General features: G+C 41.9%; 26 protein-coding genes and 1 pseudogene. 1 reads left to right on the top strand and 26 read right to left on the bottom strand.

From position 1 onward, the window contains the following. Nucleotides 1–325: 325 nt before the first annotated feature. From AXF17_RS03300 to AXF17_RS03255, 10 genes and pseudogenes are all read right to left on the bottom strand, one after another. Complete coding sequence (locus AXF17_RS03300; RefSeq protein ID WP_094233790.1) at nucleotides 326–1264, bottom strand: TIGR03943 family putative permease subunit; 939 nt, start codon at nucleotides 1262–1264, stop codon at nucleotides 326–328. Next, complete coding sequence (locus AXF17_RS03295; protein WP_094233789.1) at nucleotides 1261–2376, bottom strand: CobW family GTP-binding protein; 1116 nt, start codon at nucleotides 2374–2376, stop codon at nucleotides 1261–1263. The genes AXF17_RS03300 and AXF17_RS03295 overlap by 4 nt, the downstream gene beginning before the upstream one ends. A 248-nt stretch (nucleotides 2377–2624) precedes the next feature. Then, nucleotides 2625–3950: a replication-associated recombination protein A gene (locus AXF17_RS03290; protein ID WP_094233788.1), complete on the bottom strand. Its 1326-nt coding sequence runs from the start codon at nucleotides 3948–3950 to the stop codon at nucleotides 2625–2627. A gap of 359 nt (nucleotides 3951–4309) precedes the next feature. After that, on the bottom strand, nucleotides 4310–4957 hold the full coding sequence (locus tag AXF17_RS03285; protein ID WP_094233787.1) for a hypothetical protein: 648 nt from the start codon (nucleotides 4955–4957) through the stop codon (nucleotides 4310–4312). After that, nucleotides 4942–5469 (bottom strand): annotated as a pseudogene (locus AXF17_RS03280) (DUF3114 domain-containing protein); the annotation flags it as partial. The gene AXF17_RS03285 and the pseudogene AXF17_RS03280, both read right to left, overlap by 16 nt. A gap of 128 nt (nucleotides 5470–5597) precedes the next feature. Then, nucleotides 5598–6242 (bottom strand): hypothetical protein, encoded by a 645-nt coding sequence (locus tag AXF17_RS03275; RefSeq protein WP_094233785.1) that lies wholly within the window; start codon nucleotides 6240–6242, stop codon nucleotides 5598–5600. Next, nucleotides 6239–7591 (bottom strand): DUF3114 domain-containing protein, encoded by a 1353-nt coding sequence (locus tag AXF17_RS03270; RefSeq protein WP_094233784.1) that lies wholly within the window; start codon nucleotides 7589–7591, stop codon nucleotides 6239–6241. The genes AXF17_RS03275 and AXF17_RS03270 overlap by 4 nt, the downstream gene beginning before the upstream one ends. A 66-nt stretch (nucleotides 7592–7657) precedes the next feature. Next, nucleotides 7658–8041: a hypothetical protein gene (locus tag AXF17_RS03265; RefSeq protein WP_094233783.1), complete on the bottom strand. Its 384-nt coding sequence runs from the start codon at nucleotides 8039–8041 to the stop codon at nucleotides 7658–7660. 242 nt (nucleotides 8042–8283) lie between these two features. Continuing rightward, on the bottom strand, nucleotides 8284–9336 hold the full coding sequence (locus tag AXF17_RS03260; protein WP_330398537.1) for a SpoIIE family protein phosphatase: 1053 nt from the start codon (nucleotides 9334–9336) through the stop codon (nucleotides 8284–8286). Between the two features lies 1 nt (nucleotide 9337). Then, on the bottom strand, nucleotides 9338–11008 hold the full coding sequence (locus tag AXF17_RS03255; protein ID WP_094233782.1) for a [Fe-Fe] hydrogenase large subunit C-terminal domain-containing protein: 1671 nt from the start codon (nucleotides 11006–11008) through the stop codon (nucleotides 9338–9340). 197 nt (nucleotides 11009–11205) lie between these two features. Between AXF17_RS03255 and AXF17_RS03250 the strand changes: the two genes are divergently transcribed. Continuing rightward, nucleotides 11206–12033: a hypothetical protein gene (locus AXF17_RS03250; protein ID WP_094233781.1), complete on the top strand. Its 828-nt coding sequence runs from the start codon at nucleotides 11206–11208 to the stop codon at nucleotides 12031–12033. Between the two features lie 120 nt (nucleotides 12034–12153). Here the strand turns inward: AXF17_RS03250 and AXF17_RS03245 are convergent, their stop codons facing one another. From AXF17_RS03245 to AXF17_RS03175, 16 genes are all read right to left on the bottom strand, one after another. Beyond that, a complete protein-coding gene (locus tag AXF17_RS03245) occupies nucleotides 12154–12351 on the bottom strand; it encodes a PTS ascorbate transporter subunit IIC (protein WP_094233780.1) in 198 nt (65 codons plus the stop codon). A gap of 109 nt (nucleotides 12352–12460) precedes the next feature. After that, entirely contained in the window at nucleotides 12461–13453 is a 993-nt protein-coding gene (locus AXF17_RS03240) for an SPFH domain-containing protein (protein WP_094233779.1), read from the bottom strand. Between the two features lie 243 nt (nucleotides 13454–13696). Next, nucleotides 13697–13945, bottom strand: a complete 249-nt coding sequence (locus AXF17_RS03235) for a heavy-metal-associated domain-containing protein (RefSeq protein WP_094233778.1) — start codon at nucleotides 13943–13945, stop codon at nucleotides 13697–13699. A 50-nt stretch (nucleotides 13946–13995) separates the two neighbouring features. After that, nucleotides 13996–14166, bottom strand: coding sequence for a FeoB-associated Cys-rich membrane protein (locus AXF17_RS03230; protein ID WP_094233777.1), 171 nt, complete (start codon nucleotides 14164–14166; stop codon nucleotides 13996–13998). 213 nt (nucleotides 14167–14379) lie between these two features. Next, entirely contained in the window at nucleotides 14380–16536 is a 2157-nt protein-coding gene (gene feoB / locus AXF17_RS03225; protein ID WP_094233776.1) for a ferrous iron transport protein B, read from the bottom strand. A gap of 99 nt (nucleotides 16537–16635) precedes the next feature. Beyond that, on the bottom strand, nucleotides 16636–16866 hold the full coding sequence (locus tag AXF17_RS03220; protein ID WP_094234729.1) for a FeoA family protein: 231 nt from the start codon (nucleotides 16864–16866) through the stop codon (nucleotides 16636–16638). Nucleotides 16867–16940: 74 nt separating this feature from the next. Next, complete coding sequence (locus AXF17_RS03215) at nucleotides 16941–17153, bottom strand: FeoA family protein (RefSeq protein WP_094233775.1); 213 nt, start codon at nucleotides 17151–17153, stop codon at nucleotides 16941–16943. Nucleotides 17154–17381: 228 nt separating this feature from the next. Further along, nucleotides 17382–17534, bottom strand: a complete 153-nt coding sequence (locus AXF17_RS08955) for a hypothetical protein (RefSeq protein WP_157682548.1) — start codon at nucleotides 17532–17534, stop codon at nucleotides 17382–17384. 24 nt (nucleotides 17535–17558) lie between these two features. Further along, nucleotides 17559–18536 (bottom strand): hypothetical protein, encoded by a 978-nt coding sequence (locus AXF17_RS03210; RefSeq protein ID WP_157682547.1) that lies wholly within the window; start codon nucleotides 18534–18536, stop codon nucleotides 17559–17561. A gap of 64 nt (nucleotides 18537–18600) precedes the next feature. Then, the gene (locus AXF17_RS03205; protein WP_094233773.1) at nucleotides 18601–19293 is read right to left on the bottom strand and encodes a LytR/AlgR family response regulator transcription factor; all 693 of its coding nucleotides are present in this window, start codon (nucleotides 19291–19293) and stop codon (nucleotides 18601–18603) included. Then, nucleotides 19290–19739: an RrF2 family transcriptional regulator gene (locus AXF17_RS03200; RefSeq protein ID WP_257789618.1), complete on the bottom strand. Its 450-nt coding sequence runs from the start codon at nucleotides 19737–19739 to the stop codon at nucleotides 19290–19292. The genes AXF17_RS03205 and AXF17_RS03200 overlap by 4 nt, the downstream gene beginning before the upstream one ends. Before the next feature lie 146 nt (nucleotides 19740–19885). Then, nucleotides 19886–20818, bottom strand: coding sequence for a cysteine synthase A (gene cysK, locus AXF17_RS03195; protein ID WP_094233771.1), 933 nt, complete (start codon nucleotides 20816–20818; stop codon nucleotides 19886–19888). A gap of 153 nt (nucleotides 20819–20971) precedes the next feature. After that, nucleotides 20972–21766, bottom strand: a complete 795-nt coding sequence (locus AXF17_RS03190) for a 5'-methylthioadenosine/adenosylhomocysteine nucleosidase (protein ID WP_094233770.1) — start codon at nucleotides 21764–21766, stop codon at nucleotides 20972–20974. Next, entirely contained in the window at nucleotides 21750–22226 is a 477-nt protein-coding gene (locus tag AXF17_RS03185) for an S-ribosylhomocysteine lyase (RefSeq protein ID WP_330398535.1), read from the bottom strand. Before AXF17_RS03185 ends, AXF17_RS03190 begins: the two co-directional genes overlap by 17 nt. Before the next feature lie 132 nt (nucleotides 22227–22358). Then, nucleotides 22359–23549, bottom strand: coding sequence for a pyridoxal phosphate-dependent aminotransferase (locus tag AXF17_RS03180; protein ID WP_094233769.1), 1191 nt, complete (start codon nucleotides 23547–23549; stop codon nucleotides 22359–22361). A 73-nt stretch (nucleotides 23550–23622) separates the two neighbouring features. Continuing rightward, nucleotides 23623–26280 (bottom strand): heavy metal translocating P-type ATPase, encoded by a 2658-nt coding sequence (locus tag AXF17_RS03175; protein ID WP_094233768.1) that lies wholly within the window; start codon nucleotides 26278–26280, stop codon nucleotides 23623–23625. Nucleotides 26281–26283 lie beyond the last annotated feature (3 nt).

Genomic DNA, 26283 nt, shown 5'->3' with positions numbered 1-26283 from the left:
CCTCCGGATTTACTGTCTCGGTGATACGTTTACCTTTTGGGCTTCGGTTTGTGTAGCAACCTCACCCACCGTTTAGCCTTGTATCCGGTTTCTGTTCGTAGGCTCGATGGCTTTGCTACACCGCTTCCTTCACTTGAGCATTACTGCTTTCCGCTTGCGGTTCGCTACACTTGGCGGTAAATACCCGTGACTGGACTCTCACCAGTAAGAACTGTGCCATGCCAGGCACACTACATAATCAAAATGCCACTATGTAAAATAGTGGCATTTTGCGTCCAAAAGATTGTATAAAATTGTTTTGTCTAATATAAATGATATTACCTTGTTAAAATGTCGCAACTTCAGGGTTACATGGCTCGCACGCCTCTACCGACTTACAATGAAGCACCGGTCCCTTCTCACCGTAGGCATCTACATACTCGATTCTAACCTTGGCTTTAATCTGAACCCAATCTCCATTTTTAAAGTCATCGATTCTATCATAAATGCCCATCAGTGCTGCAAACTGCATATCCTCTACACAGCATGTCATGAGGTGGCGTCCAAATCCAAACTCTCCGTGCTTCATGTCTCCGCCCTTAACGACTCTCCCCTTTAGAATCAGAGTCTTGTTCTTGTACTCATCCTGATTTTCGTTGATGTCACGATACCAGTCAGCATACATATCGTCGGCGATTTCAATCGTGCTTGCCTTCTTATCGAAAGGCAACTCATCCACTATGTCATCCACCTCGATATCGTGCGGACCGAACTCGTAAACAATCTGAGAACGTCTATTCGCTACGCGCACTTCCTTGTGAAACGGCATCTTGTCGGCACCCTTCTCGAATCTGTTAAATACTACAAGCTCTGCATTCTGCATCTTGTTAAAGCAGAGCTGCCTCATATTCTTATTGTACAAGTCGAACATAGTCGCGTCGAAGAATGTCATCTCCTGTGCGATTATCCAGTTACGAGGCATATTCTCAAACAGCGTCTGTGTCATCCACATACCGTTATACTCTACCATTACTCTGTCAAATACATACCTCGATGCGATGCCGTTGAGTTTTGCTTCTGTGAGATCTGTCTCCTTCTCGATTCTTTCAACGTATACCTTGTCGGCAAATTTGCTTTCATCATAAGACACTTCACCTGATTCACACACTAGAAGCAGTGTGTTTACACCTTCACCGAACTCAGGTGTCTCTAGAGTATCCTGTATGAATGTTGACTTGCCCGAACCTAGAAATCCTGTAAATAGATAGACCGGTTTCTCTCTCATATTCCGAACAGCTCCTTGATTTTATCCTTGTTGAGTCCAACTCCGATTACGCAGATTACTCCTGTTGTCTCCGCCTCACCGGCAGTTCTAACTTCTGGCTCACCTGGGATATAGTCGAACTCATACCATTCGCCGTCTGTACCTGCTACGAATCCCTTCGCTCTCAGCACCTGCCCGCACTGCTCGGAATCCATGAGGCCTGCTAGAGCTTGCTCGAGCTGGCTGCGTTTGAAGCGGTGGGCAGTCTCCACGCCCATTTCGTCGAAGACTTCGTCGGCGTGGTGGCCGTGGTCATGATGGTGGTGCTCATGGTCGTGGCGGTGTCCGTGACCGCAGCACTCATGTTCTTGGTCATCGTGGTGATGATGCTCATGGTCGTGGTGGTGTCCATGATTGCAGCACTCATGCTCTTTGCCATCATGATGATGGTTGTGATCATGATGGCGATGCTCTGCCTCGTGAGCTTCCTGTTCTCTATAAGCCTCTTCTCTTAGTCGATCAAGCTCAGTTGAGAGAGTCTTTTTCTGCTCCATAATCTCTAGGATTTTAGCCCCGTCAATTTCCTTCCAATCTGTCGTAACGATTGATGCTTCCTTGTTGTGTTCACGGAGAAGCGCGATGCACTTATCGATATCTTCCTGAACCATTCCCGCTGTATGACTTAGAATGATTGAGCTTGCATGCTCTACCTGATTCTCATAGAATTCACCGAAGTTACTCATGTACATCTCAGCTTTCTTGGCATCTACGACAGTCGTAAATCCATTTAGCTCGATTTTGTCATTCTTAAGATCCTGCACCGCGATAATTACATCTGATAGCTTTCCAACGCCTGATGGTTCGATGAGTATTCTCTCTGGATTATACTTCTCGATTACTTCATTCAGTGCCTTTCCAAAATCGCCAACCAGGGTACAGCAGATACAGCCAGCATTCATCTGGTTAATCTCGATTCCAGTATTCTGAAGAAATCCCTTATCTACTCCAATCTCACCGAACTCATTCTCGATGAGAACTATTTTGTCCGTTCCATATGCTTCCTCAATCAGCTTCCTAATCAGAGTGGTTTTGCCTGCCCCTAGGAAACCTGAGAAAATATCCACTTTAGTCATGTGTCTCAATCCTTTCTATATATAAATAATTATTTCTATTGCCTAATTGTCAGTATGAGTTAACTAACTATATCTTGAGATTATATCATACAAAACCATATATTTTTGACACTGGTGTGTTAATTTGAGAAAATAAATAAGCCACGTGCAAAGTCATGTACTGACTGTACTCGTGGCCATTATTGTATATGAATGTCACCGTTCAATTCCGCATTTGTTCTTGGCAAATTCACTATTCATTCACGCATTTACTTATGTGATTTCTTCCATTCCTTGATATTCTTCAGGCGTTCCTTAAACCTTCCCTCAACGCCCTGTTCAGTCGGCTTATAATACTCACGACCAACCAGAGAGTCTGGTAGGCACTGCATAGATGTAATCTTATCATCATAGTCATGAGCGTACTTATACCCCTTGCCGTACCCGATGTCTTTCATGAGCGAAGTAGGTGCATTTCTGATATTAAGCGGAACTGGCTCTGCCATGTGCTCCTGCGCATCGTCCCTCGCCGCAAAATATGCAATCTCCATTGCGTTAGACTTCGGCGCCAGCGCCATGTAAATCACTGCTTCTGTGAGATGAACCGAACATTCAGGCATTCCTATAAAATGACACGCCTGGTAAGCCGCTATCGCTATCTCAATTGCCCGAGGATCCGCAAGCCCTACATCTTCCGAAGCAAATCTGGCAACTCGCCTCGCCACATAGAGTGGATCTTCGCCAGCTTCGAGCATCCTCGCAAGCCAATATACAGCTGCATCAGCATCCGAGTTTCTCATCGACTTGTGAAGTGCGGATATGATGTTGTAATGCTCTTCACCATTCTTATCATAAAGTAGCGACTTCTTAGAGATGCACTGCTCAAGTGTATCTATTGTTATATCTATCGTTCCGTCAGCTTGGATATCTCCGTTGAGCACCACCATCTCTAGTGTAGTTAGCGAGCTTCTTGCATCGCCGTTGGCAAACTCGGCAATCATGTGAATCATGTCGTCAGTTATATTGACTCTCTCATCGCCGAAACCTCTCGGATCCGTAATTGCCCGCTTTAGAAGCTGCTCTATATCGCTAGTCTCGAGATTCTTGAGCACAAAAACCTTGCAGCGAGATAAAAGCGCGCCATTTACCTCAAAAGACGGATTTTCAGTAGTCGCCCCTATCAAGGTGATGCTGCCCTTCTCTACAAAAGGTAGGAATGCATCCTGCTGTGCTTTGTTGAACCTGTGAATCTCGTCGATAAACACTATTGTTTTTTCGCCGAATCTTGTATACCTGTCAGCCTGCTGCATTACTGTGCGAATTTCTTTGATTCCGCTAGTAACAGCAGAAAAAGTAATGAAATTTGCCTTGGTTTTACTAGCGATAATCTGTGCGAGTGTCGTCTTCCCTACCCCTGGCGGACCCCAAAAAATCATCGATGGCACCTTGTCCGACTCGATAAGCTTGCTGAGGATTTTGCCTTTCCCAACCAGATGCTGCTGACCTGCGAATTCGTTGAGATCCCTCGGTCTCATACGTGCAGCTAACGGCTCATCTTTATTATTCTCATTTTCAAATATCGAAATTTGTTCCATTTAATATCCTTTCATCATAACACTTTACAAACTATAGACATACATTCATAACCTAATAGTAGTTACTGCACGCTTTGCCACATGCACTCTGCAATTTCTTCTCTTTTTATCCGCTATTGTTCCGCCTTCTTGTCCATCTGTATACTGCTCCCCATTGTTATACGACTTCAGATGCAGTCTTGTAGATTCCTCCGCTGTCCAGTTTCAGATTTTCTCTTTTACTATATAGTTGATTAGTTTTTCTTCATTTGTACGGCTGTACTATCTCCAATACTAAATGGATTCTTTGTAGTATTTTCTATATCGTAATTCCTTAATAAGAAATTAGAAAGCTCGAATGCGAGCTTTCTGAAAATCATCTACTGATTTTGCCCCGTTAGACGCTCCTGCTCAGCCTTCTTGTCCATCTTGAACTGTTTGCGGAATTCCTCTACGGAGCTAGGTAGTTTCTTGATGTCTGATTTGTTGTATAGCCAGTAATAAAATGAATGTTCATCATGTGATTTGCCTGAACTATCTAGGTAACCGAGCAAATAGTTTCCTTTTTTTGTTAATATAACCATTAATTTTATCTTTTTCCCATCTTTGTATTTTTTATAACTAAACTTATTAATTTTCTTGTTTTTTACTGCTTTTACATCTTTAAACTCTACACCTGCTATGTCTATCATTGTAAGTACATAATTACCATTTTTTATCTCATAACTACCAGATAAGAATTCAATCTCTGGGCAGCTTCCATCACCATCCTCATTATAATTTTCTTGATGTCTTCTGCTATCATCTTTCATCAATATATATGTTTTATCATCTTTAAACTCAATATAATATCTTGAAAAATTACTTTTAGGATAATATTTTCCACTTCCTCCAATATATACCATATTAGTTTTAATTTCTCTGACTGGTTGTGGATCTATCACCTTTTTCTTTATTACGATAATTGACACAATTACTATAATCGCAATTATAAATATTTTAGACTTTAAGTTCATTGTTTTATGCATGCAAATACCTCTCTTTTGAAGTTATCTTGTCTACGTTTTATATCTTTATTATATTTCCACATATCATCAAGTTTTGGTGCCTGAAATACTCCACTATTTCCCTTATTATCTTTTACCTGATTCCCACTATTATCAAGCACATTTTTAGCTTCCTCTCTAAACTGAGGTTCATACTTGCATCTTGGGTCAGCAGGATCTACATCTAGCACCGTATGTACTTTGTCATTGCTACGTGTATAGTTAAAGCTAGAACAGTTTACTTTAGCATCCTGTGTAGCGCCTTTGTCCAGGAGTGTAAGAAATTTACCATCTCCATTAATTATAAACTCTGAACGAAATCTACCATTTGTAACAACTTTGAGATTGATTTCTCCATTTGCTGTACTGTGTCCATTTGGATAAATATATTTTTCATTTTTTGAATCGTAGTATGACTTCAGATGCAGCCTTGTAGACTCCTCCGTCGTCCAGTTCCAGATTTTCTCTTTTACTATATAGTTGATTAGTTTTTCTTTATCTGTTCGGCTGTACTATCTCCAATGCTGAATAGGTTCTTTGTGGCATTTTCTATATCATAATTCCTTAATAAGAAATTAGAAAGCTCGAATATGAGCTTTCTGAAAAGATATCACAAAATAGGTTATTTATTCTGTTCCGCTAGGCGCTCCTGCTCCGCCTTCTTGTCCATCTTGAACTGCTTTCGGAATTCTTCCGGGCTACTAGGAAGTTTTTTTATGTCGGATTTGTTATATATGTAATAGTACCATTTTTTATCTATGGCTTTAGTGTCCATAGATGTTCTTGACAATATATAGTTCCCTTTATTATTTATAAAAACCATTTCTGACATAACTTCATGTTGATTGAATGTTCTTGTATAGTAGTAATTAATTTTATTTGTGTTAACCGCACCTACATCCTTAAATTCAACATATGCAGTTTTAGTTTTAGATAAAATATAGGTCTTATTCTTAACTACATATTTGCCATAGATAACCGATATATACGGATGACTTCCATCTCCATCCTGATCATAATCATCATTAGCTCCTCTACTATCATCATCCACTAATATAAATGTTTTATTCTTCCTAAATTCTATATAGAATCTCTGTTCATTCTTTTGTGGATATCTACCATAGAAACCACACACATACACATTATCATTCTTAATTTCATTAATATATTTGGGATTTAAAAAAACAGTTCTTATAATAAAAAGAACAATCAGTACTGTAATGCTTGCTATGAAGTAAATTCCTCTTTTTTTATATTTATTACTCATGATTGCACACGTTCCTTAAATTTTTTCTGAAAGGTATTAACATCATTTTCATATTGTTTCATATTAGATGCTTTGGGTGCAGTAAACTTTTTATCTTTACCTGTATTTATATCAATTATTCTGTTGCCATTTTTATCATGTACATATAGAGACTCACACCTAAACATTGGTTCATATTTATATTTTTCACTAGCAGGATTCACATCCAGGACTTGATGTATATAATCATTTCGCCTTGCATAATTGAAGCTAGAGCAGTTTACTTTAGCATCTTGTGTTGCATCTTTGTCCAAGAGTGTAAGGAATTTGCCATCCCCATTAATTATAAACTCTGAATGGAATTTACCATTAGTAACGACTTTGATATTCACGCCTCCATTTGCGTAGCTATGTCCATTTGGATACAGCTTGCTTTTTCGATTTACTTTTAGATGAAGTCTTACAGATTCATCAACTGTCCAATCATCATGTCCATTTTCTTTCAGGTATCTTATTAGTTTCTCTTCATCTGTCCCATCAGGATATTTATTTCTTATGTATTCAGCCTGTTGATAGGATATTACATATCTGAATAGATGCACCCGTTTCCCAAGCGTTCCTGTCATCTCATTTTGTGAATATATGCCTTTAGCAGCCTTATCAACTTCAAATGCAACTCCATAAAAATTTGTTTTAGGTGGTGAATAATATGCTGTTTCTACGGTACCTGCTAGGCTACGCCAAAATTTATCGTCGGGCTCAAGATTAGGATCAATTTTGTTTGCAATACGCCTTAAATCGTCAGCTGATGAATTCTCATCGATACCGTCCATACCAGTAACTTTCATTAGCATATTTAATTTCTTCTTGCTTTCTGATGCAGATAATCCTTCCGCTTTCCATGCATACCACATCTTTTTAAAGACTTCACTACCAACTAGTTGAGTTTGTTTATTGCACTTATCTATCTCTACAAGCACATTACCGGATGGAATCTTTTCTGCTATATTCTTGTTAATATATTTGGCGTAAGCCTTTATTCCATCGACTGCCCAGCCTTGTTTTTCTAGCAGAAGTACATTTGTCGTTACTTCACCCTGGTATTTTTCCCATGTTTCATCATCTATGGATATAGGTCTCTTTATACCGTAAAATATTATAACATCCAGCTCCTTTACCTCTTCGTTTAGCTTTGCTCGCCACGAAACTGCCATGTTTGGATGGAATGCTCCCGCTCTAAATGATTTGCCGAGATCCGACAGGGCTGCGTTTATCTGTTCGGCTGTGCTGTCTCCGGTGCTGAATAGGTTCTTTGTGGCATTCTCTATATCGTAATATGCCTGCTCTTTTTCTTCCCAAATTTCAAGCATTCTGCGGCTATTATTTGCTAGATGATCATAAAGCGATGTACTTATAATTTGACTTTCTGAATATACTTAAATTGCGGCATACGTAACCGTATTTTCTCGGCAAAGTTTAGCCCTATCCTCATATGCATGTATCCTATTTCTTGCAAATTCTTGTCCTTTAAGGATTTTATCTCCATCTAGAACTTTGTCACCGACGCTGCTCATAAGGGTTTTATATTCACTTATGTTGTATTTGATAAGTGACATGATACTTTGTAGTACTGTCTTGTAGTCCGCAATCTGCTGTTTTAGAGCATCGAAGGCTTTCCCCTCGAGTTCGTTGTTATTGATAAATGCATCTAGCTTCTGCTCTACATTAATGGTCTTCATGGATACATCGTTTAAGTTCTCTATAGCTTCTCTACATTGGGCTTTGATTTCTGCCGGGTCTAAGTAAAAACTTGCACTCATGCTATTGCTTCCTTTCGTGGGATATTTGAATTATCTAACATCTAGGGATACTGTAATTATTTTATTGATGCTCTCGTTATTATAGGTTGTTGATATAGCTTATTTGTTGTTTTATTCTTCATATTAAAAATAACTAACCTTTACATGTTTACCCATTTTCTCGAGGGAAGCCGAAAGTTCTTCTATCATGTTCATCTTAACACTGAAATTGAGCGGCATATCTGCCTCCTGATGTGCCGGGTTTACAGCCTTCCGACAAAAAAGTTGATATCTGTAGCCTCTTCAAACAGAGTACGGCTAACGAGCGATGCCGCATCGTGCGAAACACTCCACTCTGCGAAGCCTTCGTCATTTGCAAGGTAATCGCGAGCATTCTTCACTACATGATCAATTGTAACAATTCCTTCAGTTACTAGCTCTACGCCCTCGATTTCTGACATCGGAGGTCCGCCGAGGCTTGGATTCACCCTGTTAGTTTTGATCGGCTTACCCAGGTAGTCAGCTGCAATTGATGCCGTTGTGCCTCCACAGATGATATGCTTTCCCGCCTTAGAGAAGAATAGTGACATCATGCGGTCACAGTCTTCGCGGTTTGCAGGCGGACCGAATAACAGGTTCACCTGTGCACGCTTTATAACTTTCAGGATACAAGCTGTCGCATCATCGATTGGCTTGCCCTTGTATAGCTTGTTGCACTCCTCAACCAGGATAGTCGCTAGAGTCTTAGCTGGATAGCCAACAGGTGCAATGGTTTCCATAAATGAAGCGATATCTGCCTCCGTCCACTCCTTGTTATATGATAGCTCTGAATTTGCGCCCGGACAGCCATCGCTCATAGCGATGAACATATCGTCTTCTTGTAGCTTAATCTCAGAGCGATAAATCTTCTTTCCGTCGATTATATGCTCCACCATATCGTATTCTGTAGCAACAAAATCCCTAATAAGAATTACTATCGGATTCTCATACTGTATAAGCTCAAGTTCTTCGTTATCCTTGATGTGCATAATCGTAAATGTCGAATATGCTACATCGTACTCTGAACTTATAGGTAGAGTAGCGGCAATTGTGTGCACACATTCCTCAAGAGGCATTCCTTCGGCCATCATAGTAGAAATGATTTTGGAAGTAAGTGTCGAAAGTATACTCGCCTTTACTCCGCTTCGAAGCCCATCAGCGAGAACTACAATTTTATTGCCGTTTGCCTGCTCTGCAACTGCAACAGTGTCACCGCATAGCGGTTCACCGAAGTGATTAATACTCTTGTAACCGATATCTATACTGAGATCGTTCATACTAATCCTCCATCGTATCTTTCAGCTTAGTTAGAGCAATCTTCGTCTCAGCAGTCGTCTCACCGAGCAGCGAAGCGATTTCCTGAACTATTCGCATCTGCTTCTCAACCATCTGGTCTGCGATTGCAGTGGTTTGCTGTCTTATCTTAGCCTTCTTGGATCTCTCATTCGCCTCATCTGTCACGTCTTCAATCAAGCAGAACAGCATATGATAGTTGTTATCATACAGAATGCTCTGCTCCACATATCTGTCATACTCAGCCAGATAAGCGCATTGGAACGAACTCTTCTTGCTCTGAAGTACATCCATGAAAGGCTTTGGCTCGAGCAGCGTAACAATCTGTGCACCGAGTACGTCCTGTGCTCTTCTAATATTCATAATCTTACAAGCAGCAGGGTTGATTTCTTGAATCTCTAGGCGCTCGTTAAGCACAAGCAGACCGTTAGGTGTGTTGTCGAAGATAATATCCGAAAAATTCTCCGACTTCTTTGCGAGCAGCGGCTGGCACACCTTAATCTCCGCCTTGTTCTGGTACACGGCAATTGCCTTCTCCCTGCAAGTTTCATATCCGCACATGCCACAGTTGAGCTCATCTCCTGGCTTGCTCTTGCCCATCTGCATCATAATCTCACGAATCTTATGTTCATTAGGCATTACCTTCATGCCCTGCATTATCTCAAAGTTTCTAGTTATCGCAGTCAGTTCAGGCTGCTCGACATCAAAGTGTTCATCGCCTGCATAAGCGCTGACAGCTTTGTAATTTCTCACCGGCGTATTGTGGTACTTCTCGAATGAAGGCCCACCCACGCAGCCTCCGGCACATGCCCACAGCTCGATGAAACATTTTTCAACCTCACCGTTTTTGATATCTTCGAGCACGTCAATGCATTTATTTGCACCATCGACCGACAGATACGCATAACCGTGGTCATCGCCCTTCATGCACTTGGATATACCACCGCTCGCTGCAAACAGTCTCTCCTTGGACTCTGCGCACTCGTCCATGCCTTCACTCATTTCAACCTGCTTGTCCCTTAACAATTGATCGAACTCCTCGAAAGTAAGTACCGCATCGAATGTTGATCCCTGGCGGTTGGCTTCATCCTTACGCGCGATGCAAGGACCGACAAATACTACCTTAGCCTCCTCGTCGCGAGACTTGATATCTGCGCTGTGTATCTGCACGTATGACATCGCATCGGAGAGATGTTTGATAAGGTCTGGGTAGTGCTTCTGAATCATAAGATTTACCGATGGGCAGCACGAAGAAATTACCACGCTCTCACGCTCATTTTCGATAACAGCCTCATACTCACGCTTTACAACCACCCCAAACTTGGCGGCCTCTTCAGCCACTACGAAACCGAGCGTCTTAGCAGCCTCTTGGAACTTCTCAATGCCAGTTCCCGCATAATAAGCGACGAAGGAAGGGTCCACGCTTAGGTATACTGGCGCATCTCCATCTAGAAGCATCTCAACTCTCTCGACATCGCTAAGAATCTTCTGTGCATCCTGTGGACAGACAACATAGCACTGACCGCATAGCATACATTCATCTGCGATTACGTGTGCAAGATTGCCTGAGAATCTAATCGCCTGCACAGGGCAGTGACGGACACACTTATAGCAATTTTTGCAATCGGATTTTTTCAAATAAATAGGATGAGCCATTTCATTCCCTCTCTTTTCTCCAAAACAGTATCATCATTAGCCACAATTCCGACTAATCATACGTATCGTTTGTATCATACCTATGATTATAATATCCCAATTTGTTCGTTTACAAAAGGCGGTATTTCAGATAAGATTGATTCATCAGGATATATGCATATACAATATCCTAAATTTACCTTTCAGGGAGATAACAAATGGGTTCTACAAGCTCGATATGGAAGCGATTATGTTTAAGACTTTTTAATCGCAAATCCATAATCAATTACATTATTATATCACTTAGCTCAGCGGCAATATTATTCGGATTGATGAACTACACCCCTTCCGTAGATAGGATGCGTGCCAAGGCTCTGGAAACTATAGGAAAGATGGGTACATCCGAATATTTCAAAGAGGATGTTAGTGCTGTCAACGACATTAAAGCTGAATACCAAGATAAGCTCAGACAGCAGGTTCTAAAGCATGATTTGAGCAAGACTGTAAGCAAGTTCAACAAGGCGGTTGCTAAGGTCAAAACTAAGCCTGAGATGATAAAATCTCTGGTCAAGAAGCTTGAGAAGTACAGAAAAAACATTTATAGCGATGATGATAAGAGCTCTGCAAAGGAGCTGATTCACAAGTTCAAAGTCGGAGCGAAGGAAGATTCTTCCAAGGAAGCTCTGAAGGCTAGATATCTCGATATCGAGGAACAGATTCTAAATTTCAAAACTGTAAAGCAGCATGAAGAAGAAGAAGCTCGTAAGGTTAAAATTGCTGCGCGATGGACTGTTGCAGGATCAAGCGAATACCCATTTAAGCTCGGCTCTGACGGTAACTTCATCATGCCGATAGACATGAATGGTTCTCATGGATACCTGACCGGTAAGTGGGAACTGGATAACACTACAGTAACTGTTCATATCCTTAAAAATACTATCGACGAAACCTATAAGCCATACGACTGGGTTTTCAACTACGATGAAGAAGCAGACGCTCTCATGGGCACTGGTCAGTTTGCAGGCTGGAAGTATACTAAGTACTAAGCCTGTAGGTTCAAGTCATAAGTTTGAAGCTGTATGAACGATATTCACTGAATTAAATAGGATTATCAAATATTCGAATGAAAAATGCGGTTGGAGTAATATCCAGCCGCCTTATTTTACTTATTCTATCTCGATATCTAGAGGCTTATCGATTTCCTCACCGACATACTTGCCGTTCTTGCGCCTCTGACGGACGCACTCCGAGAGTAGATATTCGATCTGTCCATTTACAGAACGAAAATCGTCCTCTGCCCAGGCCTGTATGTCCTGGAACAGCTTTTCAGATATTCTAAGTGGAATTTGTTTCTTATTTGCCATGAGCCTTGTGTACGCCTTTTCTTATTACTAGTCCCTCTATAATTTTAATACATTGCCGCACAATAATCTGCAATTTATGCATTTAAGTGCAATTTATCCATATACTTTATTAATACAATGATCCAGAATTCACTATTGGCTGAGCATCGTGACTCCCACACAGTACAACCATGAGATTAGATACCATTGCCGCCTTACGTTCTTCATCAAGATCTACAATTCCATCCTCATTGAGCTTCTCAAGAGCGAGCTTCACCATGCCTACTGCGCCATCAACGATCATCGCTCTAGCATCTACTACTGCACTGGCCTGTTGCCTCTGTAGCATTACTGCAGCGATTTCTGGAGCATATGCGAGATATGTGATACGAGCTTCAATTACTTCGATACCAGCATCCGCAACTCTCTTCTGGATATCTTCCTTGATGCGCTCTGCAACCACATCGCTTGAACCGCGAAGCGATCCTTCGTCAGCCATGCCATCACCAGTTGTATCGATATTAGGAACGACATCATATGGGTATAATCTTACCACATTTCTTAACGCTGAGTCACTCTGTAGCGAAAGATATTCTTTGTAGTTATCTACGTTAAATACAGCCTTAGTCGTATCGGTAACTCTCCACATAACAGCGATTCCAATTTCGATAGGATTTCCGATTGCGTCGTTAATCTTCTGTACCGAGTTATTTAATGTCATGATTTTGAGAGAAATTCTCTTACCCGATACAGAATCGCTATCTACACTTGCTGAAGCCGCAGATACCTTACCCTTGATATCTCCGGACTGTCCGAGCCTTGTATTTGCAGCAGGATTAACCGCTGTACAGAATGGATTCACATAGTAAAAACCCTCTCCCTTAAGAGTTCCATAATATTTTCCAAACAATGTGAGTACTAGAGCCTCCTGAGGCTTTAAAGTCTTTAAACCTGCAAAAGGAATCCCTCCGAGAGCCAGATATACAACGCATACAGCCATAAGCGCTATGTTACCATTAGCTGTGCTATGAATTATTCCAAATACTGCAGTTGCGTATAGAGCGATGAGCAAAATCAGCACTGGAATTCCATGCTTTTTATTGGTTAAAAGTTTCTCTGTCATAATAGCGACCTCCTTATATTTAATTGTTTTAATCGCTTGCTATATAGTTTGATGATATCATTTTAATATCATCTGTCAAGTTGTTTTTAATTATTAAATAAATACAACTTTAATGCGTAAACTGCAAAAGTAAAATGAGATACATAGGCCTTCCTACGCATCTCATTTATTTTAGAACAAATTATAATTTTAAATGCATGTCATATACGTGTACCGAATTAAGCAATCGGCACACTACATAAATTAGAAACCAAATAGCCCTTTTCTGACATAAGTTTCAGACTCAAAATCAGTAACCTTATATCCCATCTGTCCGAGCTCAAAAGTAAGCTCGCTTCTCGAAATCTCATCAGGTGATACGATAACGCATTCACCATTTACATGAGATGCCTTTATCTTCTTGACATCAAATTTTTTTCTAATTATATCTTTTACATGTGTCTCACACATGTTACACTGCATGCCATCAATCTTGACAGTAGTCTTAATCATGTCACGCGCCTCCCTTATTAAATTATATGACTATATGCCACTTAAGTGATTTATTCTTCTTTATGGTCATGAGGGTGCGCTCCGCATCCCGAGCAACCGCCACAACCGCCTCCGCAACCACAACTTGTAATGCCTTCTTTTCGCTTTTTTACAACATTTCTAATAATTAGATACGTTATTATAGCGATACCGGCAACAATAATTATATCGATTATTCCCATATCTCTACCTCCCTGTTAATTACTTACAGCTCTCTTCTGTGATATTTCTGAGCTTATTTGAAGAAACTAATTAGCACCTTCACAGCTCCTATGAATATTACTGCAACTAGAGAGAGCACAATAACATCCACTAATTTCATAAACTATCCTTTCCAGAAATCATAGCTTGAGCAAGTGTTGATACTCACTCAAGCTATGTATATACTTAGTCGATTATTCTATTCCGTTTGAACCGTCAAGCATTCTTTTTTTGTTCGGATCCGGTCTAAACAGCAAGTATAGAATCACTATAGCAATTATGCCGGCAATGATGGTCCAAACACTAAATGCAACTTGACCAATAGCCAGTCCAATCAGCTGATACACCATCAATGCGATGAAATATGCCGATACATTTTGGAATATGATTGTGAACCAAAAATATCTTTTATTGTTCATTTCTTTTGCAACTGTCGATATTGCCGCCAAGCAAGGTGAATCAAACATGTTGAACATTAAGAACGAAACTGCAGCTATTGAAGTTGGGAAGAACGAGTCAAAAGCTGATTTCATGGATACCTCATAATCTTCAATTGCACCCAATCCTGATAGCACGCCCATTGTGGAAACAATTCCTTCCTTAGCAACGAACCCTGAAATCGAGCTCGCTACAGCTTGCCATGTTCCGAAGCCCAGAGGTTTGAAAATGAAAGCAAGAGCTCCACCTATAACAGCCATTAAGCTGTCATCCGGTTCAACAGCTCCAAAGGATCCGTTCTTGAATCCATAGCTTGAAAGAACCCACATTACTACAACGCATAGGAACAGTATCGTTCCGGCCTTCTTGACAAACGCCCATACTCTCTCCCATACATGAATCAGAACACCTTTGACAGATGGCAAGTGATAATTCGGAAGTTCCATGATAAACGGTGCAGGTTCTCCCGCAAAGGACTTTGTTTTCTTAAGAATGATACAAGAGCAAATAACCACGAGTATTCCTACGAAATACATCATCGGTGCAATCCACCATTTCCCACCTACAAGGTAAGCTGAAATGGCTGCAATTACCGGCAATTTAGCTCCACAAGGAATTGAAGAGGTGGTCATCATCGTCATTCGACGATCCTTTTCATTCTCAATCGTTCTGGTCGCCATAATTCCCGGAACAGCGCATCCCGAAGATATCAGGAACGGAATGAAGGATTTACCTGAAAGACCAAACCTCCTGAAGATTCTATCCATAATAAACGCAACTCTTGCCATATATCCACAATCTTCAAGAATTGATAGAAATAAGAATACGCAGGCCATCTGTGGTGTAAATCCGAGTACTGTACCAATACCATTGAGAATACCGTCTACCACTAGTGACACAATCCATGCCGACACACCAAGACCCTCGAGCCCTTTTTGTGCTCCCGGAATTATCCATTCTCCAAACAACGTATCATTAGCCCAATCAGTTGCAGGTGTACCAAGCTTAGTTAAAGCCAAGTAGTATACTACGAACATGATTACTACAAAGATAGGCAATGCTAAAATTCTGTTAGTAACGATTCTGTCTATTTTGTCAGAAGTCGTCATTTTTTCATGATTTGCTTTTTTAGTAATCGCTTTAGGTGCTATCTTATTGATATATGCATACCTCTGGTTGATGATTATACTCTCGGCATCGTCATCCATTTCAGTCTCGCAATCTACAATATGTGATTCGATATGCTTGTTCAGTTCAGCATCAAGTGCCAGTTCCTCGACAATCTTCTCGTCTCTCTCAAATAGCTTAATTGCATACCATCTGAGGTTATCCACACTAACGATATTATCAATTGACTCTTCAATATGCGCGATCGCATGCTCAACCGATCCGTTGAATACGTGTGGAAGTTCTCCCGGCTGATGAGCTTCTGCAACCTCCAGTACCTTCTTGATTAGCTCCTTGGATCCAGAACCCTTAAGCGCACTGATAGGAAGAACAGCACATCCGAGTTCTTCACTTAGCTTATCTAGATTGATAGTATTTCCACTCTTCTCAACGAGATCCATCATGTTAACTGCAATTACTACAGGAATGTTGAGCTCAAGTAACTGAGTTGTAAGATACAAGTTTCTCTCCAGGTTAGTTCCATCGATGATATTGATAATGGCATCAGGTTTCTCATTAACGAGATAGTTTCTGGAAACTACTTCCTCCAGTGTGTATGGAGAAAGAGAATAAATTCCAGGAAGATCCTGAACGATTACATCCTTATGTCCACGGAGTTTTCCGTCTTTCTTCTCAACAGTTACGCCTGGCCAGTTACCAACGTACTGAGCGGAACCAGTTAAAGCATTAAATAGTGTGGTTTTACCACTGTTAGGATTGCCCGCAAGGGCGATCTTAAGTGACATGTGAGTACACTCCTTTCACGGTACTTAATATATAGTTAGTTCAGTTCAACTAATCTATGATTAAAAAAATATAAACCTATAGAAGTTCGCTAGTCAAAATTACTCTTCTATTTCAACATCAATTAGAGCTGCATCTGCCTTTCTAACAGAAAGCTCATATCCTCTAACAGTTAGCTCGATTGGATCACCAAGAGGCGCAACTTTTCTCACATAGACATCAGTTCCCTTAGTGAGCCCCATATCCATGATTCTGCGCTTAACTGCTCCGGCACCGTTGATCTTCTTAATAGTAGCAGTCTTACCAACTCTAACATTATTAAGAGTTCCCATCTGAGTTGCCATTTCGTTCTCCTCCTTAAAAATAAAATCATTTATTGCTGAAGAATTATCCGTCGATAGCCGTGCTATACCATAATTCGTCTTGCCATTGACTCATTGAGTGCAATCTTCGCTCCGTGAACCTGTAAAATAACGTTTCCGTTGAACGCACTTACAACCTTCACATCTGCATCCACTACAAATCCTAGTTCTGCGAGGTGCTGTCTAATCGCATCGCTACCAGTTATCTTCTTGACTGTAACAAGCTCGCCTTCATTAACAAGTGTAATTGGAATCATCCTACATCTCCCCCCCCCCAATAACTAAAATACGCGGTACATCGCCGCGCTGTCAGCTAAATAATCTAACATCGTGTTAGGCTATATTAACTTAAATTAGTGTACATTAACTGTATTATTTTGTCAATAAAATTGGTTAGTTAAATTGAATTTACCTGCTATATAATTCAATAGAAAACCGGTTATGAATTACATTCATAACCGGCTGGTTTTTCAATACATATACAATTATTTATTAATCGCGTCCCTCTTGGCCTTATAGACTTCTTCTCTTGTAGTTATCCCGCCGAAACCATCGATATTTTGAATACGCTTCTTAGTATAAAGTTTTACAACTATCGCTACCGCGAAAATCACCCATATAGCTATTTTAAATACCATTTAATCATCTCCTATCACAGTGGATTACGCTGCAGATTTTCTCTTGGCTTCTTTGAGCTTCTTATACCATAGTAGTAGTTTAACATCGGATATTATCAAGACAGTCAGCCAGAACGATCCAACGCCAGCTCCAGCAGTTGCCGCATTAGCCGTGATATCTAAAGCCCTATTTGAACCAGATCTGCCTACGCCATTACCAACTCCACCTTGAGACAAACTTGCACTTGAACTAATTGAGCTGTTCTCATTATCTGAATTACTTGCATTATTAGCTGAGTTTGAGGCATTTGCACCAATTGTGCCATTGGTATTAGCCTGACTTGCTCTAGCGGTCAATGCACCTCTGCCTCTCGCTTTTGGCCTTGCAGTTGCAGAAAGTTTCTTTGCTAGGTCACGCACCTCGCTGATACCAGGTATCTGAACATTGTTATTAGGCTTATCTGCGTTATCAGCGTTCGTATTGCCGCTGTTGCCACCATTATCTACGTTACCAATCGTCACAGTTGTAGTTGCAGCATTCTTAAATTCGCTGTTATTAGCAACTTCTAGCTTATAGCTTCCAAGCAGAGTCTCCGGTATTATATTGGTCGAGCCATTGATTCGCACAAAATAATCTCTACCATATACTATGTCTGGTATGTTAGTAGTATTTGGGTCAGTGTAGAACGTCATGCTCTTATTAGCGATGTACTCTAGCGCCTGATCGCTATCCATACCGCTTATCTCTTCTGGTAAAATTTTCGCACTTCTTACCACGTATCCTATGGTGTAAGTTATACCATTCTCTGTTACCTGAATCGTGTAGGTGCTTCCTGGAATATTATTGACCGCCCCGGTTCCAGCAGGTTTTAGGTATGCGTCTGGATTTTCGATCTCTCCTTCTACCTCATGAGTGATGATGCCATTTCCGTTGCCTGCATCGGGCTTATCTTGATCTTCCACAAGCGCAAAAGCATTCATACCACACAGCATCACAGTCAAAATCATTACAGCAATCATCACTGTGATACACTTTCCTCTTCGTCGATTATTTAAGTTTTTGTTCAATTTCCTATTACACATCTTTTTAGTCTTCTTTTATTTTTTTAATATAGTTTCTACCTGCCGGAAGTTCAGTTCCGTCGCGGAGTGTCACATCACGCATAGTCTTTTTGGCGATGTAATCTGCATTTACGAGATAAGCTCTGTGGATACGAACGAAATTCTTACCCTCGAGTTCCTCACACAGTTTCGCTAAAGGCGAATAAAAGCTGAAGGTTGAATCACCGTAGTATACCGTAGTAAGTCTTTTAAAGACTTCAAAATACTTAATCGAAGATAGATTGATAACCCTAGTCTCTCCCGCACAGCGGAGAATTATAACCTCGCCACTACGCTCTCCTTTACGGATAAGAAAATGTCTCAGAACCTCACTGAATCTCTCGGATGAAGTCTTACCTTTAATCAGATATGCAAGCGCCTCGTAATCGTAGCCGTTTACTGCATAGTCTATAGTTCCAGTGGAGAAAACAATCTCTCCGTTATAGTTCATATCACGCAGCTTCCTTGCAACGGTTATGCCGTCAAGTCCCGGCATCATGATATCTAAGAAAATAATGTCGACATCAATATCTAAATCAGGATACTTAAAAAGCAGTTCGTTGCCCGATTCATACTCAAACACTTCCAAACCGTCCTCAAAATACCCTTCATTCTTGAGCAGCTCCTTGTGGCACCACTCACGTTCTTTGGCGTTGTCGTCACAAATTATTACATTCATACTAAAGCGTTATTCCGCACCACATCAGATACGTAGTTGTTAGCGGCGTTCCCCTCCATCAAATCAGCTATAGTTATTCCATCTAAATATTCGCTAATCAGCTTATCAAGTTCATTCCACATCGGCCTCGTTCGACATTCATACGCTCTGTCACACTTGCAATCTGTCTCATCTATACATGCCACAGGTGCCAGCGTACCTTCTGTAAGGCGAAGTATATAACCAGCACAATATTCGGCTGGGTCTCTGCTGAGCTTGTAACCTCCACCTTTGCCGTGCTGACCATCGAGCATTCCCGATTTAGTTAGAACCTGTATGATTTTGGTCATATACTTGAGTGACACATCTTGCCTGTCGGCAATTTCCTTCGTCGGGATGTACTTGCCGTTCATATGTTCAGCAAGGTCAATCATCACCCTTATTGCATATCTACCTCTTCTTGAAATTAGCGCAGTTTCCTCCTGCTTTTTTCAAATCCACTATATTTTACATTAATTTTATAGGAAACGCAAAAATGCGAGGCAAGAAAGCCTCACCCCTCATATTTATACTAATTCATCTTACAGTCTTGCTATGACTTTTTTCATCTAAACTATTCCTGGAATAGTGGTGTTGATAGATATCTATCCCCTGTATCAGGTAGTAGAACTACGATGTTCTTACCTTCATTTTCAGGCTTCTTAGCTAGTTCAATAGCAGCCCATAGCGCTGCTCCAGAAGAAATACCCACTAGAATTCCCTGCTTCTGTCCTAGAAGTCTGCCTGTCTCAAAAGAGGCTTCGTTAGTTACAGGGATAATCTCGTCATAAATATCTGTGTTGAGCGTTTCAGGAACGAAACCTGCACCGATTCCCTGAATTTTGTGCGGAGCTGCTTCACCCTTTGCGAGAGTCTGGGATGCTTCAGGCTCAACTGCGACAACCTTAACATCCCCCTTCTTTGACTTTAAATACTCTCCAACTCCAGTTACGGTACCGCCAGTTCCCACTCCCGCTACGAAATAATCAACCTTTCCGTCAATATCTTCCCAGATTTCAGGGCCAGTAGTATCTCTGTGTGCCGCTGGATTAGATGGGTTTACAAACTGACCAGGAATAAAGCTGTTCTCAATCTCATCTGCAAGTTCCTCAGCCTTTGCGATAGCGCCCTTCATACCCTTTGTGCCTTCAGTGAGAACGAGTTCTGCACCATAAGCCTTCATAAGCTGCCTTCTCTCTACAGACATAGTCTCAGGCATTACGATAACAGTCTTATATCCCTTCGCTGCAGCAACAGCTGAAAGTCCGATTCCAGTATTACCAGAAGTGGGCTCGATGATGGTTGCACCTGACTTTAACTTGCCACTAGCCTCTGCATCTTCAATCATTCTCTTAGCGATTCTATCCTTAACAGATCCAGCTGGGTTTAGGTATTCGAGCTTAGCGAGAACCTTAGCCTTTAGTCTGAATTCTTCTTCGATTCTTGTAAGTTCAAGAAGTGGTGTCTTGCCGATCAGCTGATCAGCAGATGTATAAATGTTAGCCATGATGCAACCTTCCTTTCATTTCCTCACTATGGAATTAATAACACTGCCGTTATCAACCTTCTATTTATAACATCTGCACGGTTTACCAGGCGCATATACCATGGTATCTCCGCACTACATACGATATATGATTTGAATATATGATTTCATTTACTAGTGCTTCGAAGGCGCGAGTTTAGTTAGCTCGATGATTATATCAGCCGATAGCTTAGATGCCTTCTTCTCAAATACATCATACGACTCGTTGTTAGTTCCATCTGCCATATCAGAGATTACTCTAAGTACTGCACAAGGAATATCTGCACAGCTTGCAACATATGCAAGAACTGCACCTTCCATCTCTGCAGCATCGCCGCCAAAATCATCTCTTAGTTCAGCCTTAATCTCAGGGCTGTTGATGAACTGATCTCCGCTCACGATTCTGCCAACGAGAACCTTGCCTGCTTCTTCATGCTCTCCGGCAATCACTTCAGATACATCAGTCAGCAGTCTAACCATATTGTCATCTGCTTCTACGATTGTCGGCTTCGAGCGGTCACCTGTAGCGAGACAACCTTTAGCATATCCAATCGGACTGAGATCGAAATCATGCTGTATGAAATCTTTTCCGACAACGATATCCATAGGCCTGAGTTCCTTATTGAGCGCACCCGCAACTCCGCTGTTTATTATATAGCTTGGTTTGTACTTATCTATCATCAGCTGAGTGCCTCTAGCTGCATTAACCTTACCGATTCCGCATCTAACTAAAACCACCTGCGCCTTCTCAAGTACGCCTTCATAGAACTTAAATCCGTATATTTCTTCAACGGATACGCCTCTCATCTGGTCCAGCAGATCCTGCATCTCAACATCCATCGCACAGACGATTCCAAGCTTTGCGCTACCACCGATTACCGCTGCCGCATCACAGAATGCTGCTCCTATACTCTTATCCTTCATAGTCATAATTTAACTTCTCCTCATTCCAATCCTTGAGAACTTCTACCATATCTACCGCCACTGCTCTCGCCGCTTCAAGGTCATGCTCCTCGCTGTTGCCGCACTCGTTCTTTGCTGCTCCGGGTATCTCACCTTTGTACTCGGCTATGAATTTAAACGACTGCCTCGCTAGGTTAATAGCCTGCTGTCCAGTAGCTGTATCTCTCATCAACAGATAGAATCCAGTCCTGCAGCCCATAGGTCCGATATATATTATCTTGTCTGAAATCTCGCTATTCCTAGCATATGTTGCAAATAGATGTTCAAAGGTATGTAGTGCCTCGTTTGAAACGTAGTCACCCATATTAGGTCTCTTCATTCTGATATCGTAAGTTACCACATCTCCATCTATTCTCGAAACGTACATTCCTTTCTGAAGGGTATCATGATTTACGTTAAAACTGGCAATTCTCTCCATCTTTTCCATCGGAGCATCCTCTCTTCATAATAATAAGCGCGCGAAGCACCGCCTCGCACGCTTATTTTATCACAATTCTGAAGTTTTCGTCTATAACGTAGGTTTATCGAAAGTTGCTGTGCCACATCTTCGTGTCAAAGTTTACCCGAAGTACTTCTTTCCTAGCTTTGCAAATGATTCAGCTGATCTCTGGATAGTCTCGTTTGCGATACAGAAAGAAAGTCTGATGTATCCAGGGCAAGCAAATGCGCTTCCAGGTACTGCAAGAATTCTCTCCTCTTTAGCTGCAGCGACAAGCTCCTTCTCATCTGCAACTGGTGACTTAACCCATAGGTAGAATGCACCCTGTGGTACAACTGCTGTGAAACCTGCTTCTGTTACGATTTTGTATAGATCTTCAGCATTCTTCTTGTAGTATGGAATATCAACCTGTGCATCTAGGCATCTCTCAACTGCCAGCTGAATAATCGACGGAGCGTTAGTATCTCCAGAGATACGGTTAGCAACAGTTGCAGCTGCCATGAACTCCTCAACGTTGTCAGACTTTGGAGATACGGCGAGGTATCCTAGTCTGTCTCCAGGAATCGAAAGTGACTTCGACCAAGAGTAAGCGATGATAGTGTTGTCATATAGGTCTGGAATGAATACGATTTCCTTATCTACGTATACGAGCTCTCTGTATGGCTCATCAGTGATTATGTAAATTGGGTGTCCAAATTCCTTCTCCGCTTCCTTGAGAACCTCTGCGATTTTCTCGAGAGTCTCGCGGGAGTAAATTGCTCCTGTTGGGTTGTTAGGGTTGTTGATGATTACTACCTTAACCTTTGGATCAAGAGCCTTCTTGAGCGCCTCAGGATCTGGCTCGAATCCACTTTCCTCATTCGGAGGAACAACTACTGTCTCTGCGTGATAGTTGCTAGCCCAGTTTGCATACTCAACGAAGTAAGGTGCAAATACAACCTGCTTATCGCCCGGGTCAAAGATAGTCTTCATGATTACGTTGATTGAAGAACCTGCTCCAACAGTCATGATAATATTTTCTGCAGTGAACTCGGATCCGAATCTCTTGTTGAGATTCTCAGCTACTGCTGTTCTTGTCGACTCAAATCCAGCGTTAGGCATATAGCCATGAACTAGATGTGGATCCATCTCGTTGTTAACGTAGTTGATAGCTTCTCTGTATTCCTTTGGTGGGTGTAGTCCAGGGTTTCCAACACTGAAGTCGTAAACGTTCTCTGCTCCGTACACCTTTGCCATCTTCTTGCCCTCTTCAAACATAGCTCTGATAACTGAGCTACCCGCTAGAAAGGGTTCCATACTTTTTGCGATCATAATTACCTCTCCTCTTACCTTTAATGTCTAACGACTTTAGCCGTATACAAGCTAATTGTAACACACCAGATTATTATTCAATAGATAGAACTTTATAATCTTTATCTTCTACAGCTTTCTGCAGTACATCATCCTGAACCTCTTCTTTTAACTCGACTACAGCATTACCTGTCTCATGACTAACCTCCGCTGCAGCGACTCCTTCAAGTGTCTCAAGCGCCTTCTTTACAGTCGCCTCACAGTGTCCACACATCATACCTTCGATTTTCATAGTCTTCTCCATAACTATATCCTCCTTTAAATTTTCTTTAACTTCATGTAAATTTTTACCTTTGTCATCTCCCGGATTCTCGTCACTTTCTATGCTTTCGGCCGTTATACCGATAATAGAATTTAGCTTTGCCCCATCGATTACATGTTTACTTCTTTTATCGTGGTGAGAATTGTGAACCTTGAACATGTTTAGTCTAAGTGCATTCATGCACACGCAGAAGCTTGATATACTCATCGCGGCTGCTCCCCACATCGGATTCATCGACCAGCCTTTCATGAAATGAACGTATGCACCGGCTGCAAGTGGAATCAGCAGAATATTGTAGAAGAATGCCCAGAATAAATTTTCGTGAATGTTTCTGAGCGTTGCCCTGCTTAGCCTGATTGCAGCCGCCACATCGGAGAGCCTGCTATTCATCAGTACTACATCCGCCGCATCAACCGCAACATCAGCGCCCGCCCCAATAGCGATTCCTACATTAGCCTGGGTTAGTGCTGGCGCATCGTTTATTCCATCTCCTACCATCGCGACTTTGCCAAGCTCACCTAGTTCTTTGATAAGTTTCTCCTTGCCATCTGGTAGCACTCCTGATGCGACATAGTCTATGCCAGCCTGTTTACCTATTGTTTCTGCCGTTCTCTCATTGTCGCCTGTAATCATCACGACCTTGAGTCCTTGCCTCTTCATATCAGCAATTGCGCTTCTGCTGTCGTCCTTAACCGTATCCGCTACGGCTATCATACCTATGAGCTTCCTCCCGCCTGCAAATAACAGCGGAGTCTTGCCCTGACTCGCAAGCGATTCAGCCTCTCTCTTCATCTCTTCAGGAACTTCCACGATTCCAGAAATATATCTTACGCTTCCTGCAAAGAGCTCACCCTTCGAGCCAGCTCCCGCAAGCCTTGCATAGATGCCTTTTCCCGATACCGCTTCGAAGTCCTCTATCTCAATATCTGCCAGCTGATGCTCATCGCGATTCTCGTTAAAGTAGCGAGTTATAGCTAATGCGAAAGGGTGCTCGCTTCTAGCTTCGAGAGCATTTGCAATGTTGATCAGCTGAGCTAATGTTACGCCCTCTGCAGGTTTTATATCAGTAACTGTTGGTTCTCCCTTGGTGATAGTTCCCGTCTTGTCGAGAGCGACTATCTGAATTCTCCCCGTCTCCTCGAGAGAGCTAGCAGTCTTGAATAGTATTCCGTTCTTGGCTCCGAGACCGCTGCCAACCATAATTGCTACTGGCGTTGCCAGGCCCAGCGCACAAGGGCAGCTCACGACGAGAACAGCGATTCCCCTAGCTAGGGCATATCCAAATGGCTGTCCTGCAAATATCCAGATTAGCGTCACAATCACCGCAGTTATGATTACTAACGGAACGAATACGCCCGATACCCTGTCTGCAATCTTTGCAATTGGAGCCTTTGTAGCCGCAGCATCACTCACCATCTTGATGATCTGCGATAACGTAGTGTCTTCTCCGACACGAGTAGCCTCAGCCCTTATAAATCCCGTTCTATTTATCGTAGCTGCCGACACCTCGTCGCCTATCAACTTATCGATTGGAACACTTTCACCGGTGAGTGCCGACTCGTCTATCGCAGTACCACCCTCAATAATCACTCCGTCTACAGGGATGCTTTCTCCAGGTCTTACTGTGAAAATATCGCCAATTTTTACTTCCTCAATCGGCACTTCGACTTCAGCTCCATCACGCTCTATAATTGCAGTCTTTGGAGCTAGCTTCATCAGGCTCTTTAGCGCATCAGTAGTCCTGCCTTTAGATAGAGCTTCTAAGAGTTTTCCAACAGTAATCAGCGTCACTATCATCGCCGCCGATTCAAAGTACAGGTTGTGCATACCAGCCATAACCGCTTTGGTATTACCGTCTGTTACGTCCCTTGTCATCTGCATGAGCATATAGAAACTCCATAGGAACGATGTCATAGAACCCATAGCGACAAGTGTATCCATATTGGGTGCACCTGAACGAACGCTCTTCCAGCCGCTGACAAAGAACTTCTTGTTGATAAACATGATTATCGCTGCCAGCACCATCTGGATAACTGTAATTCCTATATGATTTCCATCCAAGAATTTAGGCAGCGATAGATGCAGCATGGTGTGTCCCATCGAGAAATACATGAGTACAACCAAAAAAACTACCGATGACACCAGTCTTCGTTTAAGTAACGGGCTCTCCTTATCCTCGAGAGCTTTTTCCTGAGCCTCAAGATGATTCACAGAAGACTTAGCCTCCTCTGCTGCTTCTCTGCTTGCTCCATATCCCGCATCTTCTACAGCCTTTATTACATCTTCACTCGTTGCACTTCCCTCTACACCCATAGAGTTGGTGAGCAGGCTTACGGAAACAGATTCTACCCCCGGAACCTTGCCGACCGCCTTCTCCACATGCGCTTGACAAGCAGCACAGCTCATGCCTGTGATATTATATTTATCCATCAA

Origin of the sequence: Mogibacterium pumilum, from assembly GCF_002243385.1 — a bacterium.
Classification (GTDB): domain Bacteria; phylum Bacillota; class Clostridia; order Peptostreptococcales; family Anaerovoracaceae; genus Mogibacterium; species Mogibacterium pumilum.
Note: the sequence above shows the minus strand (reverse complement) of the source record. Positions and strands in the feature narration are given on the sequence as shown.

Bases quoted from the DNA above. Each gene is read 5' to 3' on its own strand.
- AXF17_RS03300 (WP_094233790.1), bottom strand. From the start codon at position 1,264: ATGAGAGAGAAACCGGTCTATCTATTTACAGGATTTCTAGGTTCGGGC.
- AXF17_RS03295 (WP_094233789.1), bottom strand. From the start codon at position 2,376: ATGACTAAAGTGGATATTTTCTCAGGTTTCCTAGGGGCAGGCAAAACC.
- AXF17_RS03290 (WP_094233788.1), bottom strand. From the start codon at position 3,950: ATGGAACAAATTTCGATATTTGAAAATGAGAATAATAAAGATGAGCCG.
- AXF17_RS03285 (WP_094233787.1), bottom strand. From the start codon at position 4,957: ATGCATAAAACAATGAACTTAAAGTCTAAAATATTTATAATTGCGATT.
- AXF17_RS03275 (WP_094233785.1), bottom strand. From the start codon at position 6,242: ATGAGTAATAAATATAAAAAAAGAGGAATTTACTTCATAGCAAGCATT.
- AXF17_RS03270 (WP_094233784.1), bottom strand. From the start codon at position 7,591: ATGCTTGAAATTTGGGAAGAAAAAGAGCAGGCATATTACGATATAGAG.
- AXF17_RS03265 (WP_094233783.1), bottom strand. From the start codon at position 8,041: ATGAGTGCAAGTTTTTACTTAGACCCGGCAGAAATCAAAGCCCAATGT.
- AXF17_RS03260 (WP_330398537.1), bottom strand. From the start codon at position 9,336: ATGAACGATCTCAGTATAGATATCGGTTACAAGAGTATTAATCACTTC.
- AXF17_RS03255 (WP_094233782.1), bottom strand. From the start codon at position 11,008: ATGGCTCATCCTATTTATTTGAAAAAATCCGATTGCAAAAATTGCTAT.
- AXF17_RS03250 (WP_094233781.1), top strand. From the start codon at position 11,206: ATGGGTTCTACAAGCTCGATATGGAAGCGATTATGTTTAAGACTTTTT.
- AXF17_RS03245 (WP_094233780.1), bottom strand. From the start codon at position 12,351: ATGGCAAATAAGAAACAAATTCCACTTAGAATATCTGAAAAGCTGTTC.
- AXF17_RS03240 (WP_094233779.1), bottom strand. From the start codon at position 13,453: ATGACAGAGAAACTTTTAACCAATAAAAAGCATGGAATTCCAGTGCTG.
- AXF17_RS03235 (WP_094233778.1), bottom strand. From the start codon at position 13,945: ATGATTAAGACTACTGTCAAGATTGATGGCATGCAGTGTAACATGTGT.
- AXF17_RS03230 (WP_094233777.1), bottom strand. From the start codon at position 14,166: ATGGGAATAATCGATATAATTATTGTTGCCGGTATCGCTATAATAACG.
- feoB (WP_094233776.1), bottom strand. From the start codon at position 16,536: ATGTCACTTAAGATCGCCCTTGCGGGCAATCCTAACAGTGGTAAAACC.
- AXF17_RS03220 (WP_094234729.1), bottom strand. From the start codon at position 16,866: ATGGGAACTCTTAATAATGTTAGAGTTGGTAAGACTGCTACTATTAAG.
- AXF17_RS03215 (WP_094233775.1), bottom strand. From the start codon at position 17,153: ATGATTCCAATTACACTTGTTAATGAAGGCGAGCTTGTTACAGTCAAG.
- AXF17_RS08955 (WP_157682548.1), bottom strand. From the start codon at position 17,534: ATGGTATTTAAAATAGCTATATGGGTGATTTTCGCGGTAGCGATAGTT.
- AXF17_RS03205 (WP_094233773.1), bottom strand. From the start codon at position 19,293: ATGAATGTAATAATTTGTGACGACAACGCCAAAGAACGTGAGTGGTGC.
- cysK (WP_094233771.1), bottom strand. From the start codon at position 20,818: ATGGCTAACATTTATACATCTGCTGATCAGCTGATCGGCAAGACACCA.
- AXF17_RS03190 (WP_094233770.1), bottom strand. From the start codon at position 21,766: ATGACTATGAAGGATAAGAGTATAGGAGCAGCATTCTGTGATGCGGCA.
- AXF17_RS03185 (WP_330398535.1), bottom strand. From the start codon at position 22,226: ATGGAAAAGATGGAGAGAATTGCCAGTTTTAACGTAAATCATGATACC.
- AXF17_RS03180 (WP_094233769.1), bottom strand. From the start codon at position 23,549: ATGATCGCAAAAAGTATGGAACCCTTTCTAGCGGGTAGCTCAGTTATC.
- AXF17_RS03175 (WP_094233768.1), bottom strand. From the start codon at position 26,280: ATGGATAAATATAATATCACAGGCATGAGCTGTGCTGCTTGTCAAGCG.